The sequence below is a fragment of the Achromobacter sp. T5-5 genome (genome assembly GCF_055397965.1).
The window spans coordinates 787,739-809,674 of record NZ_AP027919.1 but is presented as its reverse complement, the minus strand read 5'-3'; the positions used below and the strand labels follow the sequence as shown (position 1 = coordinate 809,674).

Annotated in this window: 16 protein-coding genes; 2 read left to right on the top strand and 14 right to left on the bottom strand. The window is 68.6% G+C overall.

Annotated elements, in window-relative coordinates; all coding sequences use genetic code 11:
• Window positions 1-39 precede the first annotated feature (39 nt).
• Together ACZ50Q_RS03685 and ACZ50Q_RS03680 are read left to right on the top strand one after the other, a co-directional pair.
• Complete coding sequence (locus tag ACZ50Q_RS03685; protein ID WP_464080592.1) at window positions 40-1,047, top strand: fimbrial protein; 1,008 nt, start codon at window positions 40-42, stop codon at window positions 1,045-1,047.
• A 20-nt stretch (window positions 1,048-1,067) separates the two neighbouring features.
• Window positions 1,068-2,459: a GlcNAc-transferase family protein gene (locus ACZ50Q_RS03680; protein ID WP_464080591.1), complete on the top strand. Its 1,392-nt coding sequence runs from the start codon at window positions 1,068-1,070 to the stop codon at window positions 2,457-2,459.
• A 16-nt stretch (window positions 2,460-2,475) separates the two neighbouring features.
• Here the strand turns inward: ACZ50Q_RS03680 and ACZ50Q_RS03675 are convergent, their stop codons facing one another.
• The 14 genes from ACZ50Q_RS03675 to ACZ50Q_RS03610 all read right to left on the bottom strand — a co-directional run bounded on the left by ACZ50Q_RS03675 (window position 2,476) and on the right by ACZ50Q_RS03610 (window position 21,935).
• On the bottom strand, window positions 2,476-5,793 hold the full coding sequence (locus tag ACZ50Q_RS03675) for a DUF6531 domain-containing protein (protein WP_464080590.1): 3,318 nt from the start codon (window positions 5,791-5,793) through the stop codon (window positions 2,476-2,478).
• A gap of 10 nt (window positions 5,794-5,803) precedes the next feature.
• Window positions 5,804-6,076 (bottom strand): PAAR domain-containing protein, encoded by a 273-nt coding sequence (locus ACZ50Q_RS03670; protein WP_076517013.1) that lies wholly within the window; start codon window positions 6,074-6,076, stop codon window positions 5,804-5,806.
• A gap of 42 nt (window positions 6,077-6,118) precedes the next feature.
• Window positions 6,119-8,509: a type VI secretion system Vgr family protein gene (locus ACZ50Q_RS03665; protein WP_464080589.1), complete on the bottom strand. Its 2,391-nt coding sequence runs from the start codon at window positions 8,507-8,509 to the stop codon at window positions 6,119-6,121.
• A gap of 11 nt (window positions 8,510-8,520) precedes the next feature.
• A complete protein-coding gene (gene tagF, locus ACZ50Q_RS03660; RefSeq protein ID WP_464080588.1) occupies window positions 8,521-9,261 on the bottom strand; it encodes a type VI secretion system-associated protein TagF in 741 nt (246 codons plus the stop codon).
• Window positions 9,261-13,139, bottom strand: a complete 3,879-nt coding sequence (tssM, locus tag ACZ50Q_RS03655) for a type VI secretion system membrane subunit TssM (RefSeq protein ID WP_464080587.1) — start codon at window positions 13,137-13,139, stop codon at window positions 9,261-9,263. The genes tagF and tssM overlap by 1 nt, the downstream gene beginning before the upstream one ends.
• Before the next feature lie 37 nt (window positions 13,140-13,176).
• On the bottom strand, window positions 13,177-14,508 hold the full coding sequence (tssL, locus tag ACZ50Q_RS03650) for a type VI secretion system protein TssL, long form (RefSeq protein WP_464080586.1): 1,332 nt from the start codon (window positions 14,506-14,508) through the stop codon (window positions 13,177-13,179).
• Complete coding sequence (tssK, locus tag ACZ50Q_RS03645; protein ID WP_464080585.1) at window positions 14,505-15,854, bottom strand: type VI secretion system baseplate subunit TssK; 1,350 nt, start codon at window positions 15,852-15,854, stop codon at window positions 14,505-14,507. The genes tssL and tssK overlap by 4 nt, the downstream gene beginning before the upstream one ends.
• Before the next feature lie 3 nt (window positions 15,855-15,857).
• Window positions 15,858-16,397, bottom strand: coding sequence for a type VI secretion system lipoprotein TssJ (gene tssJ, locus ACZ50Q_RS03640; protein WP_464080584.1), 540 nt, complete (start codon window positions 16,395-16,397; stop codon window positions 15,858-15,860).
• 134 nt (window positions 16,398-16,531) lie between these two features.
• A complete protein-coding gene (locus tag ACZ50Q_RS03635) occupies window positions 16,532-17,014 on the bottom strand; it encodes an Hcp family type VI secretion system effector (protein ID WP_076517027.1) in 483 nt (160 codons plus the stop codon).
• Between the two features lie 108 nt (window positions 17,015-17,122).
• On the bottom strand, window positions 17,123-18,625 hold the full coding sequence (gene tssC / locus ACZ50Q_RS03630; RefSeq protein ID WP_076517029.1) for a type VI secretion system contractile sheath large subunit: 1,503 nt from the start codon (window positions 18,623-18,625) through the stop codon (window positions 17,123-17,125).
• A 41-nt stretch (window positions 18,626-18,666) separates the two neighbouring features.
• On the bottom strand, window positions 18,667-19,203 hold the full coding sequence (tssB, locus tag ACZ50Q_RS03625) for a type VI secretion system contractile sheath small subunit (protein ID WP_076517030.1): 537 nt from the start codon (window positions 19,201-19,203) through the stop codon (window positions 18,667-18,669).
• 149 nt (window positions 19,204-19,352) lie between these two features.
• Window positions 19,353-20,858 carry an OmpA family protein gene (locus ACZ50Q_RS03620; protein ID WP_464080583.1) on the bottom strand — a complete coding sequence of 502 codons (1,506 nt, stop codon included), beginning with the start codon at window positions 20,856-20,858 and terminating at the stop codon, window positions 19,353-19,355.
• Window positions 20,851-21,378 (bottom strand): DotU family type IV/VI secretion system protein, encoded by a 528-nt coding sequence (locus ACZ50Q_RS03615; protein WP_464080582.1) that lies wholly within the window; start codon window positions 21,376-21,378, stop codon window positions 20,851-20,853. The genes ACZ50Q_RS03620 and ACZ50Q_RS03615 overlap by 8 nt, the downstream gene beginning before the upstream one ends.
• Window positions 21,375-21,935 (bottom strand): fimbrial protein, encoded by a 561-nt coding sequence (locus ACZ50Q_RS03610; protein WP_464080581.1) that lies wholly within the window; start codon window positions 21,933-21,935, stop codon window positions 21,375-21,377. Before ACZ50Q_RS03610 ends, ACZ50Q_RS03615 begins: the two co-directional genes overlap by 4 nt.
• Window position 21,936: the final 1 nt, after the last annotated feature.

Below are 21,936 nucleotides of genomic sequence, written 5' to 3'. Positions count from 1 at the left end.
CGTGCCCTCTCGAATGATGTCGAAACAGGAGTAAGACCCATGAAACGCATATGCGCGGCAGTTGCCCTGGCGGCGCTGTTCCAGTTCCAGAACGCCCACGCCGATTGCCGGAAGATCGTTCCCGGAGACTATGACAATTGGCTGACCATGGAGAATCCGACCCCCGGTGTGATCGACTACAACGCCGAACATGTAGTCACGTTCGGAACCGGTCTCATCGACGTCGAGGCGACGCTCCCTGTCGGCGACACCATCGCGACCGGCGAATCGGCGCCAACGGGACACACCTACATCCTGCGTTGCGACGACAACGTCGGGACGATCCGGTTCGAGCTGACCCCCGATAACGGCGCGAACATCCAGCCTTCGGGTGTGGATGGGATCGGCTACCGCGTCTACTACAAGCGCGCCAGCGGTACGTCGACGCAGCTTCCGTACACCAACAATTGGACCGCGGACCGAACCGAGTATCCCGCCATCCCGGCCGGCAACATCTTCCTGATCGAACTCGTCAAGACCGGCCCCATGCAAAGCGTATCGACCCTCAATCTGGGACAGGTGGCGCGCATTGCCGGCGGCCTCGACGGCGTCACCGCCCTCAAGGTGCTGGCCAACCCGGTCACCCTGCGCGTGCTGCCGCATTGCCAGGTCACCGGCGATAAGCCTTTGCTGGTGGATTTTGGCCAGTTCGGTCCAAGCGAGGTGTCCGCGATCAGCGGCCCGACCCAGCCGGTGACGATCAACGTGGCCTGCGATGGTCCCACCCCGCCCAACACGGTGTCGGCGACGCTGGCGGCGCAGCCCGACCCGATCGTCAGCGATTTCATCAAGAACGACGGCACGGCTTCCGGCCTGGCGATCCGGCTGCGTGACGCCGCCACGCAGGTGGTGCTCAAGCCGCAGATTCCCACCAGCGTGCTGACCCAGAGCTCGCCGGGCTACAGCACCGCCTTCAATCTGGAAGCCTCCGTGCTGCGGGTCGGCGCCGCGGCCGCCGTCCCCGGCACGATCGACGCCCAGGCGGTCGTCACCCTGACTTTCCTCTGACCCCCACCCCCCGCACCCGCATGAGCCAGACGACTTCCACCATCTTCGTCCAGATCGCCAGCTACCGGGATCCGGAACTCATCCCCACGCTGCGCGACCTGATCGGCAGCGCGGCGTTTCCGGACCGCCTTCGCATCGTGGTCTGCTGGCAGCACGGGCCCGACGAACATGTGGGCATCTTCCTTAGCCAGCAATTCCTGCAGTGGGAGCTGCAACCCGGGTCGCCGTTCAACCTGCATACGTTTACGTTCGGGGGTGCGCGCATCGAGCTGATCGACGTGCCCCATGAACAGTCGCAGGGCGCCTGCTGGGCGCGCAACCAGATCCAGCAGCGATACCGCGACGAAGCCTATACGCTGCAACTGGACTCGCATCACCGCTTCGTGGCCGATTGGGATACCGCGGTGATCGGCATGCTGGAACAACTTCGGCCGCGCAGCCCCAAGCCGCTGCTCACGGCCTATCTGTCGTTCTACACCCCCCCTGCGCCCGACACGCCTTTCATCAAGAAAGAGGAGCCTGCGCTCGGCATGCGCTTCGACAGGTTCAGCCGGGGGGGTCCGATCCTGTTCCGCTCGTTCACGCTGCCCAACTGGCAGACGCTGCACGAACCGGTCCCCGCACGTTTCTACAGCGGGCACTTCGCCTTTGCCGATGGCGCATTCGCGCGGGAAGTCCAGCACGACCCGGACTACTTTTTCCACGGCGAGGAAATCTCCATCGCCGTGCGCGCCTTCACGCACGGCTATGACCTGTACCACCCGCACCGCACCCTTGCCTGGCACGAGTACGTGCGCGACGGCCGGCGCAAGATATGGGACGACCACGACAAGACGGCGCGCGACGACGGACGGATCCGCCTCACCTGGAGCGAGCGCAATGACCTTTCGATGGCGCGCAACCGCGTGCTGTTCGGCATGGAACCGGAGGCCGGGGATACGGAACTGTCCAAGAACGATCCGCGCGGCAGCGCCTACGGCTTCGGCACGGCAAGATCGCTGGCGGACTACGAGGTCTACGCCGGCGTCAGTTTTCGCGACCGCGCCGTGCAGCCCGAGGTGCTGGCGCATGCGCCTCCCGACCTTGGCGCCGTGAGGCCCGGCGCGACGCTGGATCGCGCCACGCTGCGCCGCTCGAACGACGTGCGGGTGGTCGCCCATCACACGTCCATCGACGTCGCCGCCTGTCCACGCGCCACGCGCTGCACCGTCCAGGCGCTGCGCGACGACGGCACCGTGATGCACGAAGACGACGCCGACATCGAGGCCGCGCGGCAGCACTGCCATGGGGAATGGTTCGACCGCGACCTGGCGTTCATGAGCGACCTGGGCGTAAAGCCCGCCGCGTTTCGCATCGTGCTGCGCGATGCGCACGGCGAAACCTTGAAGGCATTCACGAGCGCCGTGGGGTAAGGGCGCGCCCGCCCGGCTACGGAATGCGCGCGCCGGGCGGCAGCGCGCCGGCCCACAGGATCGGCGCGCGCTCCGGAATCGTGATCCCCGCGCGCGCGCCGACACCCGGCGCGCCCACCGCCAGGCCGGTGGGGTTGGCCTGCATCGCGGGCGCGCCCACGTAGCGATACGGGCTGACCCCGGGCGGCGCGTCGCGGTCCGGACTCAGGTAGCGGGCGGTGAGCGGGTCATAAAAGCGACGGCCATTCCAGCAGATCGACACGTCCGGGTCCATCCAATGGCCGGCAAAGCCCGGCGGCGCGGGCGTGTCCACCACGGGTGGGCCGATCCGTTCGCCCCAGGCCCGTATGCCGCCAAGCCAGACAACGCCGCCGTCGCCGTCCAGGACCGCGCGCACCCGGCCCGCCGCGTCCACATACAGATATTGCGCCTGCGGCGCGGCCCAGCCGGCCGCTTTGTGGGGCCGCCGCTGGATCAGCCGGGCGACCGGGGCATAGGACAGGCAGCCCGGACGCGCCGGCGCATAGAGGTAGGTGACGCGCAGCAACGGGGTGCGCTCCTGCATCAGGCGCAGCCCGTCCCACACGAAGCGATGGGTCCAGGCATCGCCCGCCTGCGCGAGACGCCGCGCGGCCAGCCGGCCGGCCGCGTCGTACGCATACGCGACGGCCACGCCGTTCTCCCGGGCCTGGATGAGCCGGCCTGCCGCGTCCCACTCGAATGACGCGCGGGACAAAGGGCCGTCGCGCCGCAGCACCCGCCCCCAGGGGTCGTACGCCAGCGCGTGCCGGCCGACCCGGGCGGGACGATGGTCGGGCGCGGGGCTGGGCGGTGCCCACCCCGCGCTGTCCAACGCAATGACGTTGCCGCCCGCATCCCAGGTGGTGTAGACCATGCCGGCCTCGCCGAGGCTGCGGACCAATTGACCACGCCGGTCGTAGTCGTAGAGCCGGCGCCCCAGCGCGTCCGACTCTTCGACCAGCCGCCCCGCCGCGTCCCGCCGTTCGCTCCGGTCGAGACCGTCGATCCGCGTGAAGCCGCCGACCACCCGCGCCGACGTCTCCGACCGCGTCCCCGCCGTCTCGTCGATGACGATGGCGCGCTGCACGCCGCCCGCAATACGCATCGTCTCGCGGCCAGCGCCATCGTAGATCAGCGTGACCAGCGTCACGGTCTCTCCCTCCAGCGCATAGCTCAGTTGCACGGCCCGCTGTCCGGGGTCGCGCGCCGCGTACAGGGCCAGGCCGCAAGGCAGCCGGTACGCGGCCACGTGGCCCTGGTCGTCGATATGCCGCTGCAGCGTGCCGCGCTCGCCGGTTTCCCCAACCACGCGGCCATGGGCGTCATAGGCGAACACCAGGCGGGATGTCTCCCCATCGCCTTCAGCGCGGACCTCGGCCAGCCGGCCGTGGTCATCGTGCTCGAACGCCCAGCGCAGGCCCGCGCGCTCGCGGCTGGCCAGGCGTCCCTGCGCGTCGTAGCCGAACTCGGTGTCGGCGCGCATCGCGCCGGCGATGTCCGCCTGTTTCGTGACGCGGCCCGAGACATCCAGGCGGCGTTCGATGGTCACCCTGTCCGCATCGCGCCGCGCCCACGCGCGGCGCCCCGCGTCCATGATCCAGCGCTGCGTGCCGCCTCCCGGCCCTTGCACCTCGAGGCCATGGCCTGTCGCATCCCGGGCATGGCGCGTGGTGGCGCCCTCTTCGTCCGTGAGCTGCGCCAGCGCCCCTTGCGCGTCATAGCGCCAATGGCGCGTGTGCCCCGCGGCATTGGCCAGCGAGACCAGGCGTCCCCCGGCGTCATACACGGCCAGCCGCGCCCGCGTGCCGTCGCCGACGCGCACCTTGAGATTGCCGACGTCGTCCCGCTCCCGCACTTCCAGCGGATGGCCGGGCCCGCCCCGTGCGCGCAGTTGGCCATCATCGGTCCAGGCGTACCGGAACTGCGCGCCGTCCGCGCCTTCACGCACCAGCAGCCTGCCCGCGTCGTCATGCCCATGGCGGGTTGCGACGCCGTTCTGGCGCACCACCCGCCGTGCGCCGGTTTCCGGGTCATATTCATAGTCCGTGATGACGCCCCCCGGCGCGCGCCGCTGCTGCGGGCGCAGGTGGGGATCGCGCAGCCAGAACCAGTTCCGCGCGCCCTCGCGCGACAGCATGAGGGGAATCGACGTGGAAAAGGCGTAGCCCACGCGCCGCACCCGTCCATGGGGCGCCGTCTCTCGGACCACGCGGCCAAAGCCGTCGTACTCGAATTCGAACGCCCCGTCGGGCGCGTCCACCCGCGCGAGCCGCGAGCCCTTGTCGTAGTGCGCCTTGTAGACGGCCCCCTGGGCATCGCGGTAGGCCACGACCCGCCCTTGCGCATCGAAATGCCAGTGCAATTCGGCGCCGTCCGAGGCCTGCATCCTGACGCGGCGGGCCTGCGGCTCGCGTCGCACCAGCCACATCCGCCCCCCCGGCAGGCGCAATCCGGCCACCTGCGGTCCCGCGTCCGATCCGAGCCAACGGATCGACCGCTCCCCGGCCGCCTCGGCGATGTCGGCAAGCAGGCCATCCTGGTAGCCGTACCGGCCTATCGGCTTGCCGCGGGACGATTCCACCCGCGCCAAGCGTCCGTCGGTCCCGTAGGCATACGCCGCGCAGGGTTCCGCTTGGGGGCCGCGCGCGACGGCGCGTATCCTGCCCGCGTCGTCCAGGTCGAACCACAGTCCCGCGCCGCGCTCATTGCTGACAGACCGGATGGCGCCGCGCGGGTCGCGCGCAATCGTGAATAGCCTGCCGTCCAGGAACTCCAGTGCGTCCAACCGGCACGTGCCCGCTTCGTCCGCGGGCAGAAAGCGCATGCAGGCCGGCCCCGCGTCCGCGATCACATACTGGCCGTCCTCAAGGCAGGCCAGATTGAGCGAGGCCGCGGCAACAATGACCTGGGTGCCGGGTTCCGGCCGCGGCACCGTCAGCGCGCGCCCCCATTCGTCCCGGTAGACGAGCGATTCGCCTTGGACGCGCAGCGTCATGTCCCAGCGCGTCCGCCAACCTGGCCCCAGGCACCCGGCCTCCTCGATCCGGCTGTCGTAGATGCGGTCGAATCCCAGCGCCAACGGCCCCGCCGGCACGACGTCGCGGCGCCGCGAAACATTGCACAGGAGCTGCCCGCTGCGCACGTCGACCCCGCCAGGGCCCAGGCCCGCCAGCGCACTGGCCGGCAGCTTGCGCAGGAACACGCCGCTTTCGCGGCGCCGCCACCAGTCCGGCGCGCGAGGAAGGTCGTCGCCCTCGATCAACCGTCCCGTAAGGCCCAACAGGACCCCCGCCACCCCCGCCACTGCCGTCATGCCGCTGCGCTCACACGCCGATGAACACGTCGAGGGACGCCGTGGCGGCGGGCGAGCCGCAGGACGAACAACTGGCCTTGTGCGCCGCCTTCAGTCCATTGATGAAGACCGTCGGCGCGCCGGAGGCGACCGCCTGCGCCGACACGTGCAAGCCGCAGCAGACCGCCGAGGCCCCGCAGAAGGCCGCGGGCAGTTTATTGATGAACACATCGGGCGATCCGGTCAGGATGCTTCCGCCGTGGGCGATCAGGTCGCCGGCGCGTACCGCGGGAAACGAAGTCATGCAGTCCTCCTGTCATTGGCCGGACGGAACGGGCCGTCTGGGTCAGCCGTCGATCATTGCCGAGAGCTCCGTGGGCCCCGGCGGCTTGGTCGTCGGCGGCGGTGTGACGGGCGGCGTCGGTGGCGGCGGCGTCACCGGTGGCGTGGGCGGCGGCGGCGTCACCGGCGGTGTTGGTGGCGGTGGTGTCACCGGTGGCGTCGGTGGAGGCGGCGTCACCGGCGGTGTCGGCGGCGGTGGTGTCACCGGCGGCGTGGGCTGCGGCGGCGTCACCGGCGGTGTAGTCACCGGCGGTGGCGTCACCGGCGGTGTCGGCGGTGGCGGCGTCGTGGGCCGCGGCACGTGCTTGTCGTGCCCGCCAATCGGCAGCTCGATCGTCGGCAGGAACACCGGCGGCACGCCCGCGCCCAGGCCGAAACTGACGATGTCGCCATCGGCGCACGGATTCAGCTGCAGCGGCTTGCCCTGCACGACCACCTCGTCCGAGCCGATGATCGAGATCTTGTTGCCGATCAGCGCAATCGTTCCGTCGTGCAGCAGGTTGATCCCCGCCTTGCCGCAGGTGATCGCGACGGCGGCCCCCGCGTTCATCAACAGGCCCGCCCCCACGTTCAGGTTGGCCGCCGCCCCCACGTTGACCGCATAGGCGCCGCCCACGTTCAGCGCGCACAGGCCGCCCACCTGGGTGGAGTGTGCCAGCCCGACGTTGTAGGACGCAGTGCCGGCCACGGTGCTGCTGAGCATGCCGCCGACGGCGGTAGAGTGGTTGATGCCCACGGCCTGGCCATAGGTCAATGCCACCGTGTGCATCTCGGCGCCCTTGGTCAACCGCACCATGTCGCGTTCGGCCTGCACGTAGAATTCTTCGAGGCCCGGCTTGTCCTCGAAGCGGATGCCGTTGTAGTTCTCCCTGCCCCCCTCCAGGCTGCGGGTCTTGATGCCGCTCTTGGTGGCTTCGGCCGGCAGGTCCCAGGGCGGGCGGGTCACGCTGTTGTACAGGCCGCCCAGGATGATGGGACGGTCAGGGTCGCCGTTCATGAAACCGACCATGACCTCCTGCCCGATCCGGGGGATATACATCCCGCCGAAGTTCGACCCCGCCCAGGCCTGGTTGACGCGCACCCAGCAGGAATCGGACGCGTCATTGCGCGCGTAGCGGTCCCACAGGAACCGCACCTTGACCCGGCCGAATTCGTCCGTCCAGACCTCCTTGCCTTCCGGTCCCACGACCAGGGCCGACTGCGGCCCGCTGACGACCGGCTTGGGCGTCACCCGCGGCATGCGGAACACTTCGCCGGTCGGCTGCACTTCAACTTCATTGGCGCAGTCGTAGATCACCCCGGTGCCGGTCTCTTCCGGAATTTCCGACAACGACAGGTTCGAGGCCAGCACCAGGTATTCCCGATTGGCCTTCTCGTACAGATGGCCGGTCAGATTGAAGGTCTGGCCGACCGCCACGCCACGGACATTGCCGAAGCCGCGCGAACGCACGCCGCGCGCGCGGCGCTCTTCCATGCGAATCCGGCTGATGAGCGCGCCATGCTTGGCGTCGGTATAGTCGCCGGGCCATTCGAAGATTTCCCCTTCGGCCCAGCTCGTTTCGCGCGGCTGGTGGCTGGACGTGGCCAGCAGCATGCGCGGCCGCGTGAAGTCGAAATCATCCACCACCACCCGCCCGGGAAACAGACGTTCATCGACGCCGAACTGGTGAAAGACATCGCAGTCCACGTGCCCGCCCTGCGCGTGCATGGGAATGTGCTGATAGGCCGGACTGTCCGGCGGACGATGGGCTCCGACGTGGTCGCACAACACCAGCCTGTGGGTGCCTTCGGTGTGCTCGAAGAACCAGTAGATGCCCCACTCCTCCATCAGCCGCTGGATGAAGTCGAAATCCGTCTCGCCGTACTGCACCTGGAAATTGCGCGGCTCGTTGGTGACGCTTTCCGGCAGGATCGCGTACTTTTCGATGTCCAGCCGCTTCTCGACCGGGTACGGATAATCCTTCAGCACCTGCTCGATGATCTGGACCACGTTCTGGTCCTGGAAGATCTTGTAGTCGGTGGTCAGCGTGGCCAGCCACAGCCAGGGGCGCAGCGTGACGCGGTAGAGGTTGTGGTCGCCTTCCTGGCGCACGAACCCGGCCTTCACGACCAGGCCGGAGATCTCGCGGCGGCCGCCATCGGACAGCTGGACCGACACGGTCAGCTCCTTGCCGATCATGCCCGTCAGGTCCAGATTGGCCGACACCGACAGCGGCACCTGCGTGTCGTTAGGCGTGCGCAGGATCACCTCGTAGCTGAACAACTCGCCCATGCGCTCCTGGCCGTCCAGCGACTGCAGCCGCAGCATGGGAAGGCCCATCGCCGACGGCAGGCCCGCCCCCCGGATTTCCACCGTGCGGGCTTGATTCGAAACTGAATTACTCGCAATGGCCATCTTTGACTTCCTCAGGCAAGATCGGCCGGTTCAGCGGCCGTTACCGATAAAAAACTCACATACCCGGCTTGCACATCCTGTTGCCAGTACCAGGCCTGGCTCAGGTCTTCGAACACGGTCGCGGGCCAGTTGCGCCATGGCGCGTGCGGCACGCCCGCCAGGCCGTCCTCGCGGGTGTCGGACGGCCAGCCATCGGCCCATCCGCGCGCGGCGGCGAAGTCCGGCGCGTCCTTGCGGCGCCGCAAGGCGCCCAGGACGCCGGCGCGGCCGGGCCGCCAGAGCCGGTTGATCTGATCCACCAGGGCCGGCCTGCGCGGCGTAGTGAGGCCCGACGCAGTGACGCCCGACGCAGCAACGCCCGACGCAGCGACGCCCGACGCGGCCAGATGCCCATGCAGCAGGCGCGCCAGGCAGAACAGCGGATTGTCATGCGTGCTCAACAGCGCCGACACGCTCGCCGGCGCCAGCAGGAACCACATCAGGAAGGGGTGTTCCCGGCCGAACTTGTCCTGCGATCGGGCGTACACCCCCGCCACATAGCGGTCGCCCGAGAACCGCAGGCATCCAGGCCGCAGCACGAAGCTCCACGGCAGGGCATGGGCCTGCGCCAGGCCCGACGCCAGCCAGGCCTCACGCAGCGGGCCTTCCAGCCACTGCCGCCAGGCCTGCTGCACGTCCAGGGGCGCGCCTTGCCGCAGGAAATCGCCATACGCCGGAAGCTTGCCCCAGTAGGCGGGGCGCGGCAGGTTCATCACGCGCCCCCTGGACAGCGAAAGCCGCGCAACAGCGACCCGGTCAGGAAATTCCCCTTGCGGCCGCCGCCGATCTCCAGCACGGCGTGACGCCCGTCGAAATCGAAATCCACCAGCGCCCTGCCGGACGAGGCCGTGGCGGTGACACGGCCGTAATTGAGCAGGCGCAGCGGCGCCCACGGGCCCGACAGATGCACGCCCGACGACTCCGCGGTAACCCTCGGCCTGGCCGACAACTCCAGGTAGCTGCCGCTGCGCGGCCCCGGCCAGGCGAACGAAAACGGAGAGACCGGGCCATGCATGTAGCGCAGGCTGTCGCCGTCCACATCCAGCAGCAGTTCGGTGATGGCCGGATCCACAGACACGATGCTGCCCGTCAGGCGGTAGTTCAGGCCCTTGGCGCCGCTGCCGTCGAAGAATGCCTTGCGGATCTCGGCGGCGCGCTCGAAGGGCTGCAGATCGGGGCCCTGGATGGGCCGCATGCCGGGGCTGGCCGGCTTGTAGCGCCAGGGACTGGAACTGGTGTCCACGTGCATGGCCAGCGACCGCTGGAACGTCGCGTCGAACACCCCGCCCGCGCCGAAGAGCTGGACGAAGTCGTCCGGATCGACTTCCTGGGACGACTCGGCGAAGGGGAACTTGCCGGAGATGGCCGTGCGGCAGATCCCGCCCACGGCGGCGTTGACCTGTTCGGCCAGCAGCAGTCCGGTCTCGCGTCCCAACTGGCTGGCCGCGCGCTGCGACAGCCCCGCCAGGATGCGCTTGAACGGCGCGGGCAGCGTCTCGGCCGTCAGGAACAAGGCCGCACTGGCGTCCTGCGGCGGCGGCATGCTGGCCGAGGCCAGCGCGCTGCTGGCGACCGCCATCTGCGTGTACTGCTCGTTGATGCGCTGCAGGATCTGCTGCATCTGCGCGCCCGGCTTGACCGGGTCGATGCGCCCGGGGTTGGGCGATCCCGTCACCACTTCGCGCAGCGCCGAGAATCGCTTGTCGACCAGTTCTTCGGCCAGCTTGTCCTGGTCGAAATCCGCCGCCAGCCGGGTCAGCGCGTCGGAGGCGCGCGCCACCGCCGAAGAGCGGCGCTGGGCCGTTTCCGCGGCAAGCTGCGCCGCGGCGGAGTCGGCGGGATTGTCGGCATCCACGTCGGACGAGAGCGTCGTCTGACGGGACAGCGCCACGCCCAACCGCGCCAGCGGCGAATTCGCGGCGGCCAGCGCGCGCAGGGTGGCCACGTCGACCGACAACGGCCCGTCCCCGGCGCCGGCGGTGGAGACCAGCCGGATCTGATCGATGTACCGCTCCCAGCGGGCGGCGTAGTCGCGCAGGAACAGCGTATAGACCTCGCGCTCGATGCGCTCCTTGTCGCGCCAGGCGCGCCGGGCGTCCTGCGCCTCCGACAGCGCGGAGCCGTCGCCGCCCTCGCGCCCGAGCATCCAGCTCTCGCGCGCCCACACCGTATCGATGTACGCCCCCACGCGCTTGCGGAACACGTCGCGATAACCGGCGTGGGTGAAGAGCCCGGGCACGCCCGGGTCCCCGTCGGCCGCCTGATCGCTGAACAGGGCGGCATCGCTCGCGCCCAACACCTGGTGCAGCGTGAAACGCGGCGGCGCCGCGGCCTCCAGCGCACGCATGGCCCGGTCATACATGCGCGTGGCGTCGGGACGCTCCTGCAGCAGCGCGCGGGCCTGTTCGACCACGGCGGCGTCGCGCTCGGCCTCGGGCAGCGGCTCGTAGCCGGTGTCGAACAGCGAGTGCAGGTGCACCGCCAGCTGGGACTTCTCGCGCTCGCTGTCATGGCGGCTGCGCGCCCACTGCCGCTGCACCCATTCGATCAGGACATCGGACTCGAAATAACGCGTGTCGTACAGCGACAGGTACAGGCCCAGCGTCGCATAGAGACCGTCGGCGTCCTTGCGCGCGATCTGCGTGCGCAACGCGCCTTCCAGCGTCTTGCCCACCTGGGGCAGCAGATGCTTGCGCAGCATGCGCGCATAGGTGGCCTGCGCGGCCGCGTCGACGGGAGGCGCGGCATACAGGCCATAGCGGTAGTCCATCGGCGGCGCGTCCAGGTCCAGGCCCTCGACCTGGGCCAGCGTCGCGGCGTCCGTCAGCAGGCGCACGCCCTGTGCATCCAGCACGCCCGCCGGCACGTCGCTGGCCTGCTGCGTCAGCCCGTCGGCCTTCTGGCCGACGGCCCCCAGATACTGCGCGTTGTTCGCGCGGCTGGCCACCATGCCGCTCACCAGCCACACCATCAGGCCCGCCGACGCGAGATGAACGCCCCAGCGCGCCGCGCCCTGCGCCAGGATCCATTTCCGGTTGGGCTGCACCAGGTGCGACTCCGGAATCATGACCTGCTTGAACAGGTTGCGCAGGAAGTAGCTGCGATGCGCCATCAGCGCCGGCTCGCGCCCGCCCGACAGCAGCGCGACATCCTCGCCGCCGTACAGCCGGCCCAGCGTGCGCCGCAGGCGCTCGAACAGCGAGTTCCGGTCGGCATTGACCACCCGTTCGGCCTGCTGGGCGCTGCTCAGATAGACGCCGCGCAGCATGCGCTGGATCTGCACATCGTCATAGCGCGAATCCAGGAACACCTTGGACAGCAGATCGGAAAGCTCCGCCGCCAGGCTGCGGAACTCCTGCGGAAACGGGTACAGGCGCTTGCGCCGGGCCGCGCCGTACTCCTCGACCAGCCGCGCGTTCAGGCCGTCTTCCAGGCGCCGTTCCAGCAACTGGAATTCGCTGGCGAAGCGCGCGCGCAGGTCGAACGGCTGCGCATCGGACTCGCGGCGCGCGTAGTCCAGGGTGAATCCCCAGACCTGCGACCGCCCCTCCGCCGTCATGGCCTGGAAGTACTCGTCAAAGCCCGGCAGCAGATCCAGCTTGGTCACCAGCACATAGACGGGAAAGCGGATGCCCAGCGCCTGGCGCAGGTCCGCCAGGCGGGTGCGCAGAATCGACGCCAGCATGCCGTTGTCGCCCGGCCGCTCCAGCAGCTCGGCCACGCTCACGGCCAGGATCACGCCGTTGATCGGGGCGCGCGTGCGGTGCTTGCGCAGCGCGCCCAGAAAGCCCTGCCATTCGGCGGCGTTCACGCTCGCGGCCTCGGCATTGCCCTGTTCGTCCTGGTCGCTGTATCGGCCAGCCGTGTCGATCAGGACCGCGTCGTTGGTGAACCACCAGTCGCAGTTCACCGTGCCGCCCGCGCCGGGCAGGCTGGCCACGCCCATCTGCTCGGCCATGGGAAAGTCCAGCCCCGAATTCAGGATGGCCGTGGTCTTGCCGGCGCCGGGCGTGCCGATGATCATGTACCAGGGCAGGTCGTACAGATAGCGCTTGCTTTCGAGCAGGCGGCGCCAGCCCTGCGGTCCGCCGCGCAAGCGCTTGAGCTGCCCCACCGCCTTGGACACCACCAGCCGCACGGCCTTCACCTCCGAGGACGCATCCCGCTGCGCCTCGTCGCTCCTGGGAGCCAGGATGCGGCGCAGCAGCGCCTCGTCGGTCCGCAACAGCCGCAACAGCCGGTAGGCCCCGTACAGGGCCGCCAGCAGCACGATGACGGCGATCACGCCGATGCGCACGCCGGCGTCCGCCAGCGGACGCTGTTCCCCGATCGCCGCCATCGGTCCGCCAAACCAGACCAGCGTGCACAGCGCCGCCATCGACACGATCCACAGCGGCCAGCCCACTAGCCAGAACGCCAGCGCCGCGACCAGCAGGCCGATCAGCGCCACGCGCACGACGACGTCCTCCAGCGGCCGCAGTCCGCCCAGGTCGACCATCGGCCCGACCATCCAGACCATCGCCGCAAGCAGAACGCAGACCACGATGGCGCCAAAGCGCCATGAAAACAGAAAGCCCAGCAATCGTTTCATTGTTTGATCATCCATTGCGTGCCGGCCGGCACGCCCATCAGTACGAGGTCACGTACAGTTCGACGCGACGGTTCTGCGCGCGGCCTTCCGGTGTTGCGTTGTCGCCCAGCGGGCTTTGCTCGCCCCGGCCGGCGGCGACCGCCTGCTGCGGCGTCAGTCCGCGCTTGAGGAAGATGTCGCGGACGAACTCGGCCCGCTTCTGCGACAGCGTCTGGTTGTCCGGGAACTGGCGCGTGCGGATCGGCTGGTTGTCCGTGTAGCCCACCACCTCGATCTTGCCGTCCACGCGCTTGACCTCGTCGGCCACGCGCTCCAGCACCGCGACCATCGGGGCGTACACGTCGCTGCGCCCGGACACGAACATCGTGTCGCCCGGGAAGGTGACGAGCGTGCGCTTGGGTTCCTCGCGCAGCTTCACCAGCCCGCGCGCGATCTCTTCTTTCAGCAGTTCCGCCAGGCGCAGCCGCGAGGCGACCGGCGCCTGCGCCGCCACTGCCGGGGTCGCGACGCTTTCCTGGGGCAGCGGGTCCAGTCCGACCTGCAGAATGCGATGCGCCAGGGTGTCGCGCTGCGTGCCGACCTCGTCGAGCAGGTAGCCGAAGACCGCGGCGCAGACCAGGAACGCGAGGGACGCGCTGAGCCAGGCCGGGAACACGCGGCGGGCGCCGCCGGAAATCGGGCCCTCGCCGCGCCAGTTCACCGACAGCTCGCTCGTCGCCGAATCGCGCGCCCGCGCCACCAGGGCCGCCAGGCGCTGCCGGATCTGCTCCAGATGGCGGTGGCCATCGGCCACCACGCTGTAGCGGCCTTCGAATCCCAGGCCCAGAATGTGATACAGGACCTCCAGCGTGCCGGCGTACTCGTCCGGATCGCTCGCCATCCGGCCGATGAGCAGGAAGAACTTTTCCCCGCCATCCACTTCGCCCTCGAAGGCAATCAGCAGGCCCTGCGCCGCCCAGACGCCGCCCGCGCCCCAGGCGCTGCGGTTGGCGGCCTCGTCCAGGGCCGTGCACAGGCAGTAGCGCGCCACGGCCACCTGCTTCCAGGGCACCCCCGCCTTGTCGCACAGGTTCTGGAACTGCCCGATCTCGCGCATCAGCAATTGGCGCAGCGCCAGGATGGCGGTCTGGTCGGGCAGGTTGTCCGGCATGGAGGCCAGCAGCCGCAGCAGCGGCCCGGCCGCCTCGAGCAGCGGATTGTGGGCGGCCTTAACCGCGTCCAGCCGGCTTGCCAGGTCGGCAGCCGCCCCCTCGTCATCCAGCGCGATCTCCACCGCCTTGGGCGGCTCAGGCGGCGCGCTTGCCGGCCTGCCCGCGGCCGTGCCGGTCAGCAGGTCGAACGTCCTGACATCAAATCCGGGCGCATTCATCGGCTTCGAACTCCCCACAATTCAAGTTTCAGTTCGGGAAAATGCCCGGCAATATGCAAGGCCAGCCCGCCTTGCCGCGCGATCTGGTCCCATAGCGGTCCGGAGCGGCTCAGCTCGAAATACACATTGCCCGCGGCGAACGGAATCTGGCGCGGCGGGACCGGCAGCGGCGACAGCCCCACGCCCGGCAGGTGCGAGCGGATCAGCTCGGGCAAGCGGTGCGGGTGCGATATCTTGGTCTGCGACACGAACTGCTGCAGCAGCTGGTCCGGCGCCATCTGCGCGCTGACGGCAAGCACCAGGTTGGCGTAGCCCTGCAGTTCAGACGGCATGAGCGTCGCCGTGCGGATGCCATGCGCCTGCTCCACCAGCGCGATGGGCTGCGCGCTGCGCACCAGCACCTGATTGAGCAGGCTGTGCACTTCGGCGACCAGCGGCTGGATGCTGGGATAGAGTTGCGCATGGTCGTATCCCGGCGCGGGCTGCGGCCGCCGCGACTGCGGCCGGACATAGGTGGCCAGGTCGCCCGCCAGCATCGCCAGCGTGGTGTACAGGGTTTCGGGCGGCGTCTCGCCAACCCGGCAGATGTGATCCATCAACGGGTCGTAGCGGTTCAGGATCTGCAGCAACAGGTAGTCCGACACTTCCGCGGCCGAGGTCACGCTGCCCTGCCCGCTGGACAGCCGGCTGGCCAGCGCATCGGCGCGCAACTTGATCAGCCCCTGCAACTGCTGTCCCCACTGCACGAGGAGCGGGTTGGCCGCGCAGGCGCTGACCGGCGGAATGAAGTCGCCATCGTGCAGGGTCACCGAGCCATCGGCCAGGATCGACTTGACGCGCCCCACCGCCACGCCGATCCACGACTGCGTCAGTTCCTTCTCGGGCAGCAGCCGCAGCTGCAGGTGCGCAAGCTGGACTTCCTTGGGGCCCTGGCCGGTCACATTGCTGTCGGCCATTTCCTTTTGGAATGCCACGTAGCGCGCCATCGATCCCGGATCCGGCCGGAACATCGTTTCGTCCACGTCGGGCAGGCGCAGCGGGACGGCCAGGAAGATGCGCTGGTTCAGATGCTCCGGCAGCACCGTCAGCGGCGCCGGCGGATGCTCGTGGGCGGGAATGTCGAAGGGCGTGCCGTCGGGAAACACGCCCGCCCCCTTTTGCAGGGCAATCTTGCCGAACGACAGGGCTTCATGGTCGATCTCGTACCGCGAGAAACCCCAGAAGAACGGCCCCGCCGGCGCGGCGCGCTTGTGCGCGAAGAACTCCAGGTAGCGTTCCTGCTGCTGGAACAACTGCGGAATGAGGAACAGGCCCTCGCTCCAGACGACTTTGCTGTAGAGGCTCATTGCTCAGTCCGCTTGCGTGACGGCGACGGTGTCGGCGCCGGCCTTGATCCGCACGCGCACCGTCTGGCTGGACGAGCTGTACCAGCTCTGGGCTTGCCGGGGCGGCATCGTGAAGGTGGCGCGCCACACACTGCGCCCCAGGTCGCGGTAGCCGGCCACCACGCCGATGGCCACCGTCTCGGGGTCGGCGCGGCGCTGGATGCGCTTGGCGTCGCCCGGCCGCAGCACCAGGTCGTCGGATTCGGCCAGATCGCCGCCCAGCACCTGGCGCGGCTTGCCCTGCAGCGAAAAGAAGTCGGCTTCCTCGAAGACCGACCGGGACTTCAGCTCGAAGACGCGGACCTGGATCGGCGCCGGGCGGCCCTGCGCATCGGCGTTCACGCGCGCGTCCGCCTCGATCAGGATATCCAGGCTGACCGTCTTTTCGGGCACATCGCCCTGGCTCGCGCACGCCGACAGCGACATCGCGAGCAGCACCGACGCCAGCACGCCCCATGGCCGCGCACGACCGGCCAAACAGCGGAAAATCTCGGTAGTGTTCATAAGCTCAGCAAGCCGGCGAACCGGCGCGCCTTCGCGGGACGGCCCGCAAAGGCGCAATGATCGGTACAAAAAAGGACGGATAACCGCGCGCCCAGGAAGCGCCGTCCGTCCCGTAATCAAGCGTCGCGCCGGCCTCAGGCCGCGTTCTTCTTGATGTCGAAGGTTGCGGTGACGGCGCCGCCGCTGCCGCCCTGGGCGTTTTGCAGGATGTATTCCTGCTTCATGCTGGAGAACGACAGGCTGACGCGTTCACGCGGACGCGACTCGTCGGTGGCCACGCCCTCGGGGTTGACGCGCGTGACCATCACGTCGTTCATGGTCAGCTTCAGGTATTCAAGCGGGTTGCCGCCCGACTTGCGCACCACCAGCTGCGCCTGCTTGATGTGCTTTCCCAGCAGGCAGTACTGGACCAGGTTCGGCGTGGCGCGGTCGATGTAGTGCTCGAATGCCAGATCGTCGACCGTGGCCTTGCCCGCGCCGCCGCCCGACCCCATGTGCATGTTGGACTGTTGCGACACGCCCCAGGACCAGCTCAGCACTTCGATTTCATTCTTGTGCGTTGCGTCCTCGGCCTCGCCTTCGATGCCATCGATCTTCAGGAAAATATCGTGTGCCATTGAAAATCCTTTACATCATTTGTTGTTGCGAAAATGGCCGGACGGTTTTGAAGAGCATTCCGGCCGCCTGCTCCGGCGGAAGATCCGCCACACTCAACCTTTATTCGCCTACGCCGCCGCCTTGACGGTAGGCAGCTTGGCGACCAGGCGCAGCGATACGGTCAGGCCTTCAAGCTGGAAGTGCGGCCGAAGGAAGAACTTGGCCTGGTAGTAGCCCGGGTTGCCCTCCACGTCCTCGACCACGACTTCCGCCGCCGCCAGCGGACGGCGCGCCTTGGTCTCCTGCGAGCTGTTGGCCGGATCGGCGTCGACGTAGTTCATGACCCACTCGTTCAGCCACGACTGCATCTCGTCGCGTTCCTTGAACGAGCCGATCTTGTCGCGCACGATGCACTTCAGGTAATGCGCGAAGCGCGAGCAGGCGAACAGGTACGGAAGCCGGGCCGACAGATTGGCGTTCGCGGTGGCGTCGGCGTCGTAGTATTCGGCGGGCTTCTGAAGCGACTGGGCGCCGATGAAGGCCGCGTAGTTGGTGCTCTTGCGATGAATCAGCGGGATGAAGCCGTTCTTGGAGAGCTCGGCCTCGCGGCGATCGGAAATGGCGATCTCGGTGGGGCACTTCATGTCCACGCCGCCGTCGTCCGTGGGGAACGTATGGCAAGGCAGGTTGTCGACGACGCCGCCGCTTTCGACGCCGCGGATCAGCGTGCACCAGCCGTATTCCTTGAACGAGCGGTTGATGTTCACCGCCATCGCGTAGGCCGCGTTGGACCACACATACTTGCGGTGATCGGCGCCGTCGGTCGCTTCCTCGAAGTCGAACTCGTCGACGGGGTTGGTCTTGGCGCCATAAGGCAGGCGCGAGAGAAAGCGCGGCATCGCCAGGCCGATGTAGCGCGCGTCCTCGGAATTGCGCAGCGCATTCCACGGCGCGTATTCGAGGTTCTGCGTGAAGATCTTGGTCAGGTCGCGCGGATTGGCCAGCTCTTGCCACGAGTCCATCTGCAGCACCGAGGGCGCCGCCCCGGTGATGAACGGCGCATGCGAAGCGGCCGCCACCTTGGCGATCGACCCCAGCAGATCGACGTCGTGCGGCGTGTGGTCGAAGTAGTAGTCGGCCACCAGGCAGCCGTAGGGCTCGCCGCCCAGTTGCCCGTACTCTTCTTCATACACCTGCTTGAAGATCGGGCTTTGATCCCACGCCAGCCCCTTGTAGCGCTTCATGGTGCGGCGCAGGTCTTCCTTGGACAGATCCATGAACCGGATCTTCAGCTTTTCGTCGGTCTCGGTGTTATTGACCAGGTGATGCAGTCCGCGCCAGGCGCTTTCCAGCTGCTGGAACTCCGGATGATGCAGGACCAGGTTGATCTGCTCGGACAGCTTCCTGTCGATTTCACCGATGATGGCCGCGATGCTCTTGTAGGCATCGTCGGACACGCGCACGACATTCTGCAGCGCCTGCTCGGCCAGCGTCTGCACGGCGCGCTCGACGGCGGCGCGCGCCTGATCGGTCTTGGGCTTGAACTCGCGCGCCAACAGGTTGGTGAAGTCAGAATGCCCGGCTTCGGGTTGGGGAGCGACGTTGTCGGCGATTTTTTGCTTGACTGCCATTTCTTGATTTCCCAGTTGCTTACATGCGTTGCGGCGAGCCGTTAATCGGCTTCGGCCTCTTCGGGCGCTTCGGTCCTGGCTTGCGGCTTGGGCGTTTTGGCCAGCGTCTGCAGCAGCGCGGGATCGCTCAGGACTTGATTGATGAGGGTCTCGGCGCCCGCCTTGCCGTCCATGTAGGTCTGCAGGTTGGCCAACTGCGTGCGCGCTTCCAGCAGCTTGGACAGCGGCTCGACCTTGCGCGCAATGGCGGCGGGCGAGAAGTCATCCATGCTTTCGAAGGTGATGTCGACCATGATCTGGCCATCGCCCGTCAGGGTGTTGGGCGCGGCAAACGCCACACGCGGCTGGATCGCCTTCATGCGCTCATCGAAGTTGTCGATGTCGATGCTGAGGAACTTGCGTTCGCCAACGGCGGGCAGTGCCTCGATCGGCTTGCCCGACAGGTCCGCCAGGACGCCCATCACGAAAGGCAGCTCGACCTTGCGCTCGGATCCGTAGATCTCGACGTCGTATTCGATCTGGACCCGAGGTGCGCGATTGCGCGAAATGAACTTCTGTGAACTATTGGAAACCGCCATGTTTTCTCCGACGCAGGCTGAGGGGGTACGAATGCGCACAGCTTATGCAAGGCTTTCTGTGCGAGGAATCAGACTTGTCCTAGTCCGACAGGTTTGTTTGCGCGGACCGCTCCCGCCGCGCCGGCGAATGCCACGTCGACGCATGCCCGTCACCCCGCCGGCGGGGCGTCGCCCCCCATTGCGCCGCACGCGAAATGCGCGGAGGGAAGCGGCGTGAGCGTGATATCCACCCGCCGGTTGCGGGCTCTGCCGGCCGCCGTAGCGTTGTCGTCGACCGGCTGCGACGCGCCGCGCCCCGCCGTCTCGAACTGGGCCAGGGGCGTGCCGCTCATGGCGACGAGCTGGTCGCGCACGGCTTGCGCGCGGGCCAGGGACAATGCGAGGTTTCTTTCGGGGCTGCCCGTCCCGTCGGTATGGCCGACGATCCGCACGTGCAGATCGGGATTCGCGCGCAGCAGCTGCGATGCGGGGTCCAGCAGGCGGGCGGCGCTGGCGCGGATCAGGGTGGCGCTGCCGCTTTCGAACACCGCCATGCTGTCCAGCCGCAATGCCGTCTGCGGCGGCGTATACGCGGCGATCGCTTCCGACATCGCCGCCTGGACCCCCTGTGCGCCAGCCTGGCGATAGATCCAGGATCCGACGCCGTCATCGGCGAGTTTTTTGCCCAGTTGATCGTGCTGGGCGCGCAACTGCAGCAGCGCCGCGCACTTGTCGAACATGCGCGCCGGGGCGATGGCCCCGTAGGCGCGCAGGCCGTCTGCGTAGCGGTCCAGTTCGTCCTTGGCGCGCAGGTACGGCACGCACGCCAGCAAGGCCGGGATCAGCGCCAGCGCCCCCAACATTGCGGCGACGCGCAGACCGCGGGCCCGCGGCGAGCGCGGCGGCGGGACGCTGTCGTTCCAGCCGGGTCCCTGGCGCTGCGCATCGAAGGCCAACGGCGGCAGAGGCAACGCGCCGTGCCGGGGCGGCGGCAGCGACGGGCTCAGCCCCGTGCGTCCGATGAGCCACCGCATCCACCCGGCCATGTCCGGCAGCGTGGTACCCGCGTCCACCAGGAATACGCCCCCCAGGAACAGCGGCGGCGTGTTCGCGATGTCTTCCATCAGGGCCAGCAGCGCGGCTTCCGCCGCCCAGTCCACGAAGGACAGGGCCAGGCGTTCGTGCAAGGTCCCCGCCCCGGGCGGGCGCCGCATCGCGCCTTCGCGCAGCGCGTTGAGCGCGTGGCGCAAGCTGACCCGGCCCTGCCCCTGCGGATCGACGGACAGCCCGCTGCTCAGCGTGACGGGGTCGCCGTGCGCCGGGCCGAGGCACGCATAGACGGCCGCGTAGACCGGAATGGGCCGCTGTCCCAGCACGGCGCAGCCGGCGACGGCGCGCTGCCATTCCCGCCATTCCCGGCGCATCGCCAGTTCGTCGCCGCCCGCGGGCACCAGCGGCAATAGCAGCGCGCAAGGCGCGCCGTCGCGTGGCGCGTCCTTCAGGATGCGCAGCAGGTCGTCGGGACTGGCCGCAAGCAACCATGCCGCATTTCCTCCCCAGCGCTTGCGCGCGGTATCGCGCACCGCGCCGTCGTCCTGCCTGTCGAACAGATGGCTGGCGTTCGGTCCGGCCACGATGACGGTCGCGACGGTGTTGCGCTGCATGGCGTCAGTCACTTCCCTGCTCCTCGCCGCAAGCCCACGGCCATGCTTCGCGCAGCCGTTCGTTCACCTGGCGGCAGCGCTGGATCGCGTCTGGACGCCGCCGCAACAGCCCCGCGGCGAAGAGCCGCGCGTACCAGTTCAGCCAGGCCCCGCCGCGGTCCGGATGGCGCGCCAGGGCGTCCAGGTGCGCCAGCACCACGTCCGCCGCATCGGGTTCGCCCAGTTCGATCCGGCACAGGGTGGCGTCTTGCCATTCCTTGCGCATCGGCTCGGGACAGGAGGCCAGCGTGGCATCGTCCAGCAGCAGCGCATGCGACAGGCGCAGGCGGTGCGCCTGCTCCGGCGTCACGCTGCGCGCCAGCAGCGCGCTATCGACCTCGGCCATCAGGGCGACGCAGCGCGCGCGCCAGGCGTGCAGGGGACCGAGGCGGGCATGCCGGTCCAGCACCGCCAGGTGCAGCAAGGTCTCGTCCAGCATCGGCGTATGCAGGAACAGGTCCGGATCCGCGCCGGCACGCACGGCCTGCGTCATGGAATATCGAGCACGTAGTTCACGTAGGTGCTGACCTGGCCCGCCGTGGCGCCGCCCGTGCCGTAATAGCGCGCGTAGTAGACGAGCAGCAGCGGACCGCTGACGCCGTCGGCCTCGATGGGCGTCACGCTGTCGCGGTCGCCCACCCGGATCACGCTGCCCGATTCGTTCAGCAGCTCGACTTGCACACCCTGCGCCGCGACGCCGGGCGACACGGCCTGCGGGTTCAGGCGTCCGGTCATGTCCGAAGTCGGTCCCGACTGGAAGTACGCGCGCACGGTGGCGCGCGTGCCCACGCACTCGATGGGTATCTCGAACCGCGTCGATCCGGCGGTGTCGCCGGGCGCGGACAGGGACTGGACCGACACCGTGGGCAGGGTCACCGTCATGGTCTCGGCGCCGGCCTGCACGGTGCAGCTCAAGGGCACGTAGCGTCCCGTGAACTTGATCTGCACGTCTTCCGTGGCGGCGCGCGCCGCGTCCGACGCCAGCGCGGCCGTCAACGCCGCTGCGGCCAGCGCGAGCCAGGAACGCATTCCTAACGTTTTCAGTTTCATG

Bases quoted from the DNA above. Each gene is read 5' to 3' on its own strand.
- ACZ50Q_RS03635 (WP_076517027.1), bottom strand. From the start codon at position 17,014: ATGGCACACGATATTTTCCTGAAGATCGATGGCATCGAAGGCGAGGCC.
- ACZ50Q_RS03685 (WP_464080592.1), top strand. From the start codon at position 40: ATGAAACGCATATGCGCGGCAGTTGCCCTGGCGGCGCTGTTCCAGTTC.
- ACZ50Q_RS03675 (WP_464080590.1), bottom strand. From the start codon at position 5,793: ATGACGGCAGTGGCGGGGGTGGCGGGGGTCCTGTTGGGCCTTACGGGA.
- ACZ50Q_RS03665 (WP_464080589.1), bottom strand. From the start codon at position 8,509: ATGGCCATTGCGAGTAATTCAGTTTCGAATCAAGCCCGCACGGTGGAA.
- tssJ (WP_464080584.1), bottom strand. From the start codon at position 16,397: ATGAACACTACCGAGATTTTCCGCTGTTTGGCCGGTCGTGCGCGGCCA.
- tssK (WP_464080585.1), bottom strand. From the start codon at position 15,854: ATGAGCCTCTACAGCAAAGTCGTCTGGAGCGAGGGCCTGTTCCTCATT.
- ACZ50Q_RS03680 (WP_464080591.1), top strand. From the start codon at position 1,068: ATGAGCCAGACGACTTCCACCATCTTCGTCCAGATCGCCAGCTACCGG.
- ACZ50Q_RS03615 (WP_464080582.1), bottom strand. From the start codon at position 21,378: ATGACGCAGGCCGTGCGTGCCGGCGCGGATCCGGACCTGTTCCTGCAT.
- tagF (WP_464080588.1), bottom strand. From the start codon at position 9,261: ATGAACCTGCCGCGCCCCGCCTACTGGGGCAAGCTTCCGGCGTATGGC.
- ACZ50Q_RS03670 (WP_076517013.1), bottom strand. From the start codon at position 6,076: ATGACTTCGTTTCCCGCGGTACGCGCCGGCGACCTGATCGCCCACGGC.
- tssM (WP_464080587.1), bottom strand. From the start codon at position 13,139: ATGAAACGATTGCTGGGCTTTCTGTTTTCATGGCGCTTTGGCGCCATC.
- tssL (WP_464080586.1), bottom strand. From the start codon at position 14,508: ATGAATGCGCCCGGATTTGATGTCAGGACGTTCGACCTGCTGACCGGC.
- tssC (WP_076517029.1), bottom strand. From the start codon at position 18,625: ATGGCAGTCAAGCAAAAAATCGCCGACAACGTCGCTCCCCAACCCGAA.
- ACZ50Q_RS03610 (WP_464080581.1), bottom strand. From the start codon at position 21,935: ATGAAACTGAAAACGTTAGGAATGCGTTCCTGGCTCGCGCTGGCCGCA.
- tssB (WP_076517030.1), bottom strand. From the start codon at position 19,203: ATGGCGGTTTCCAATAGTTCACAGAAGTTCATTTCGCGCAATCGCGCA.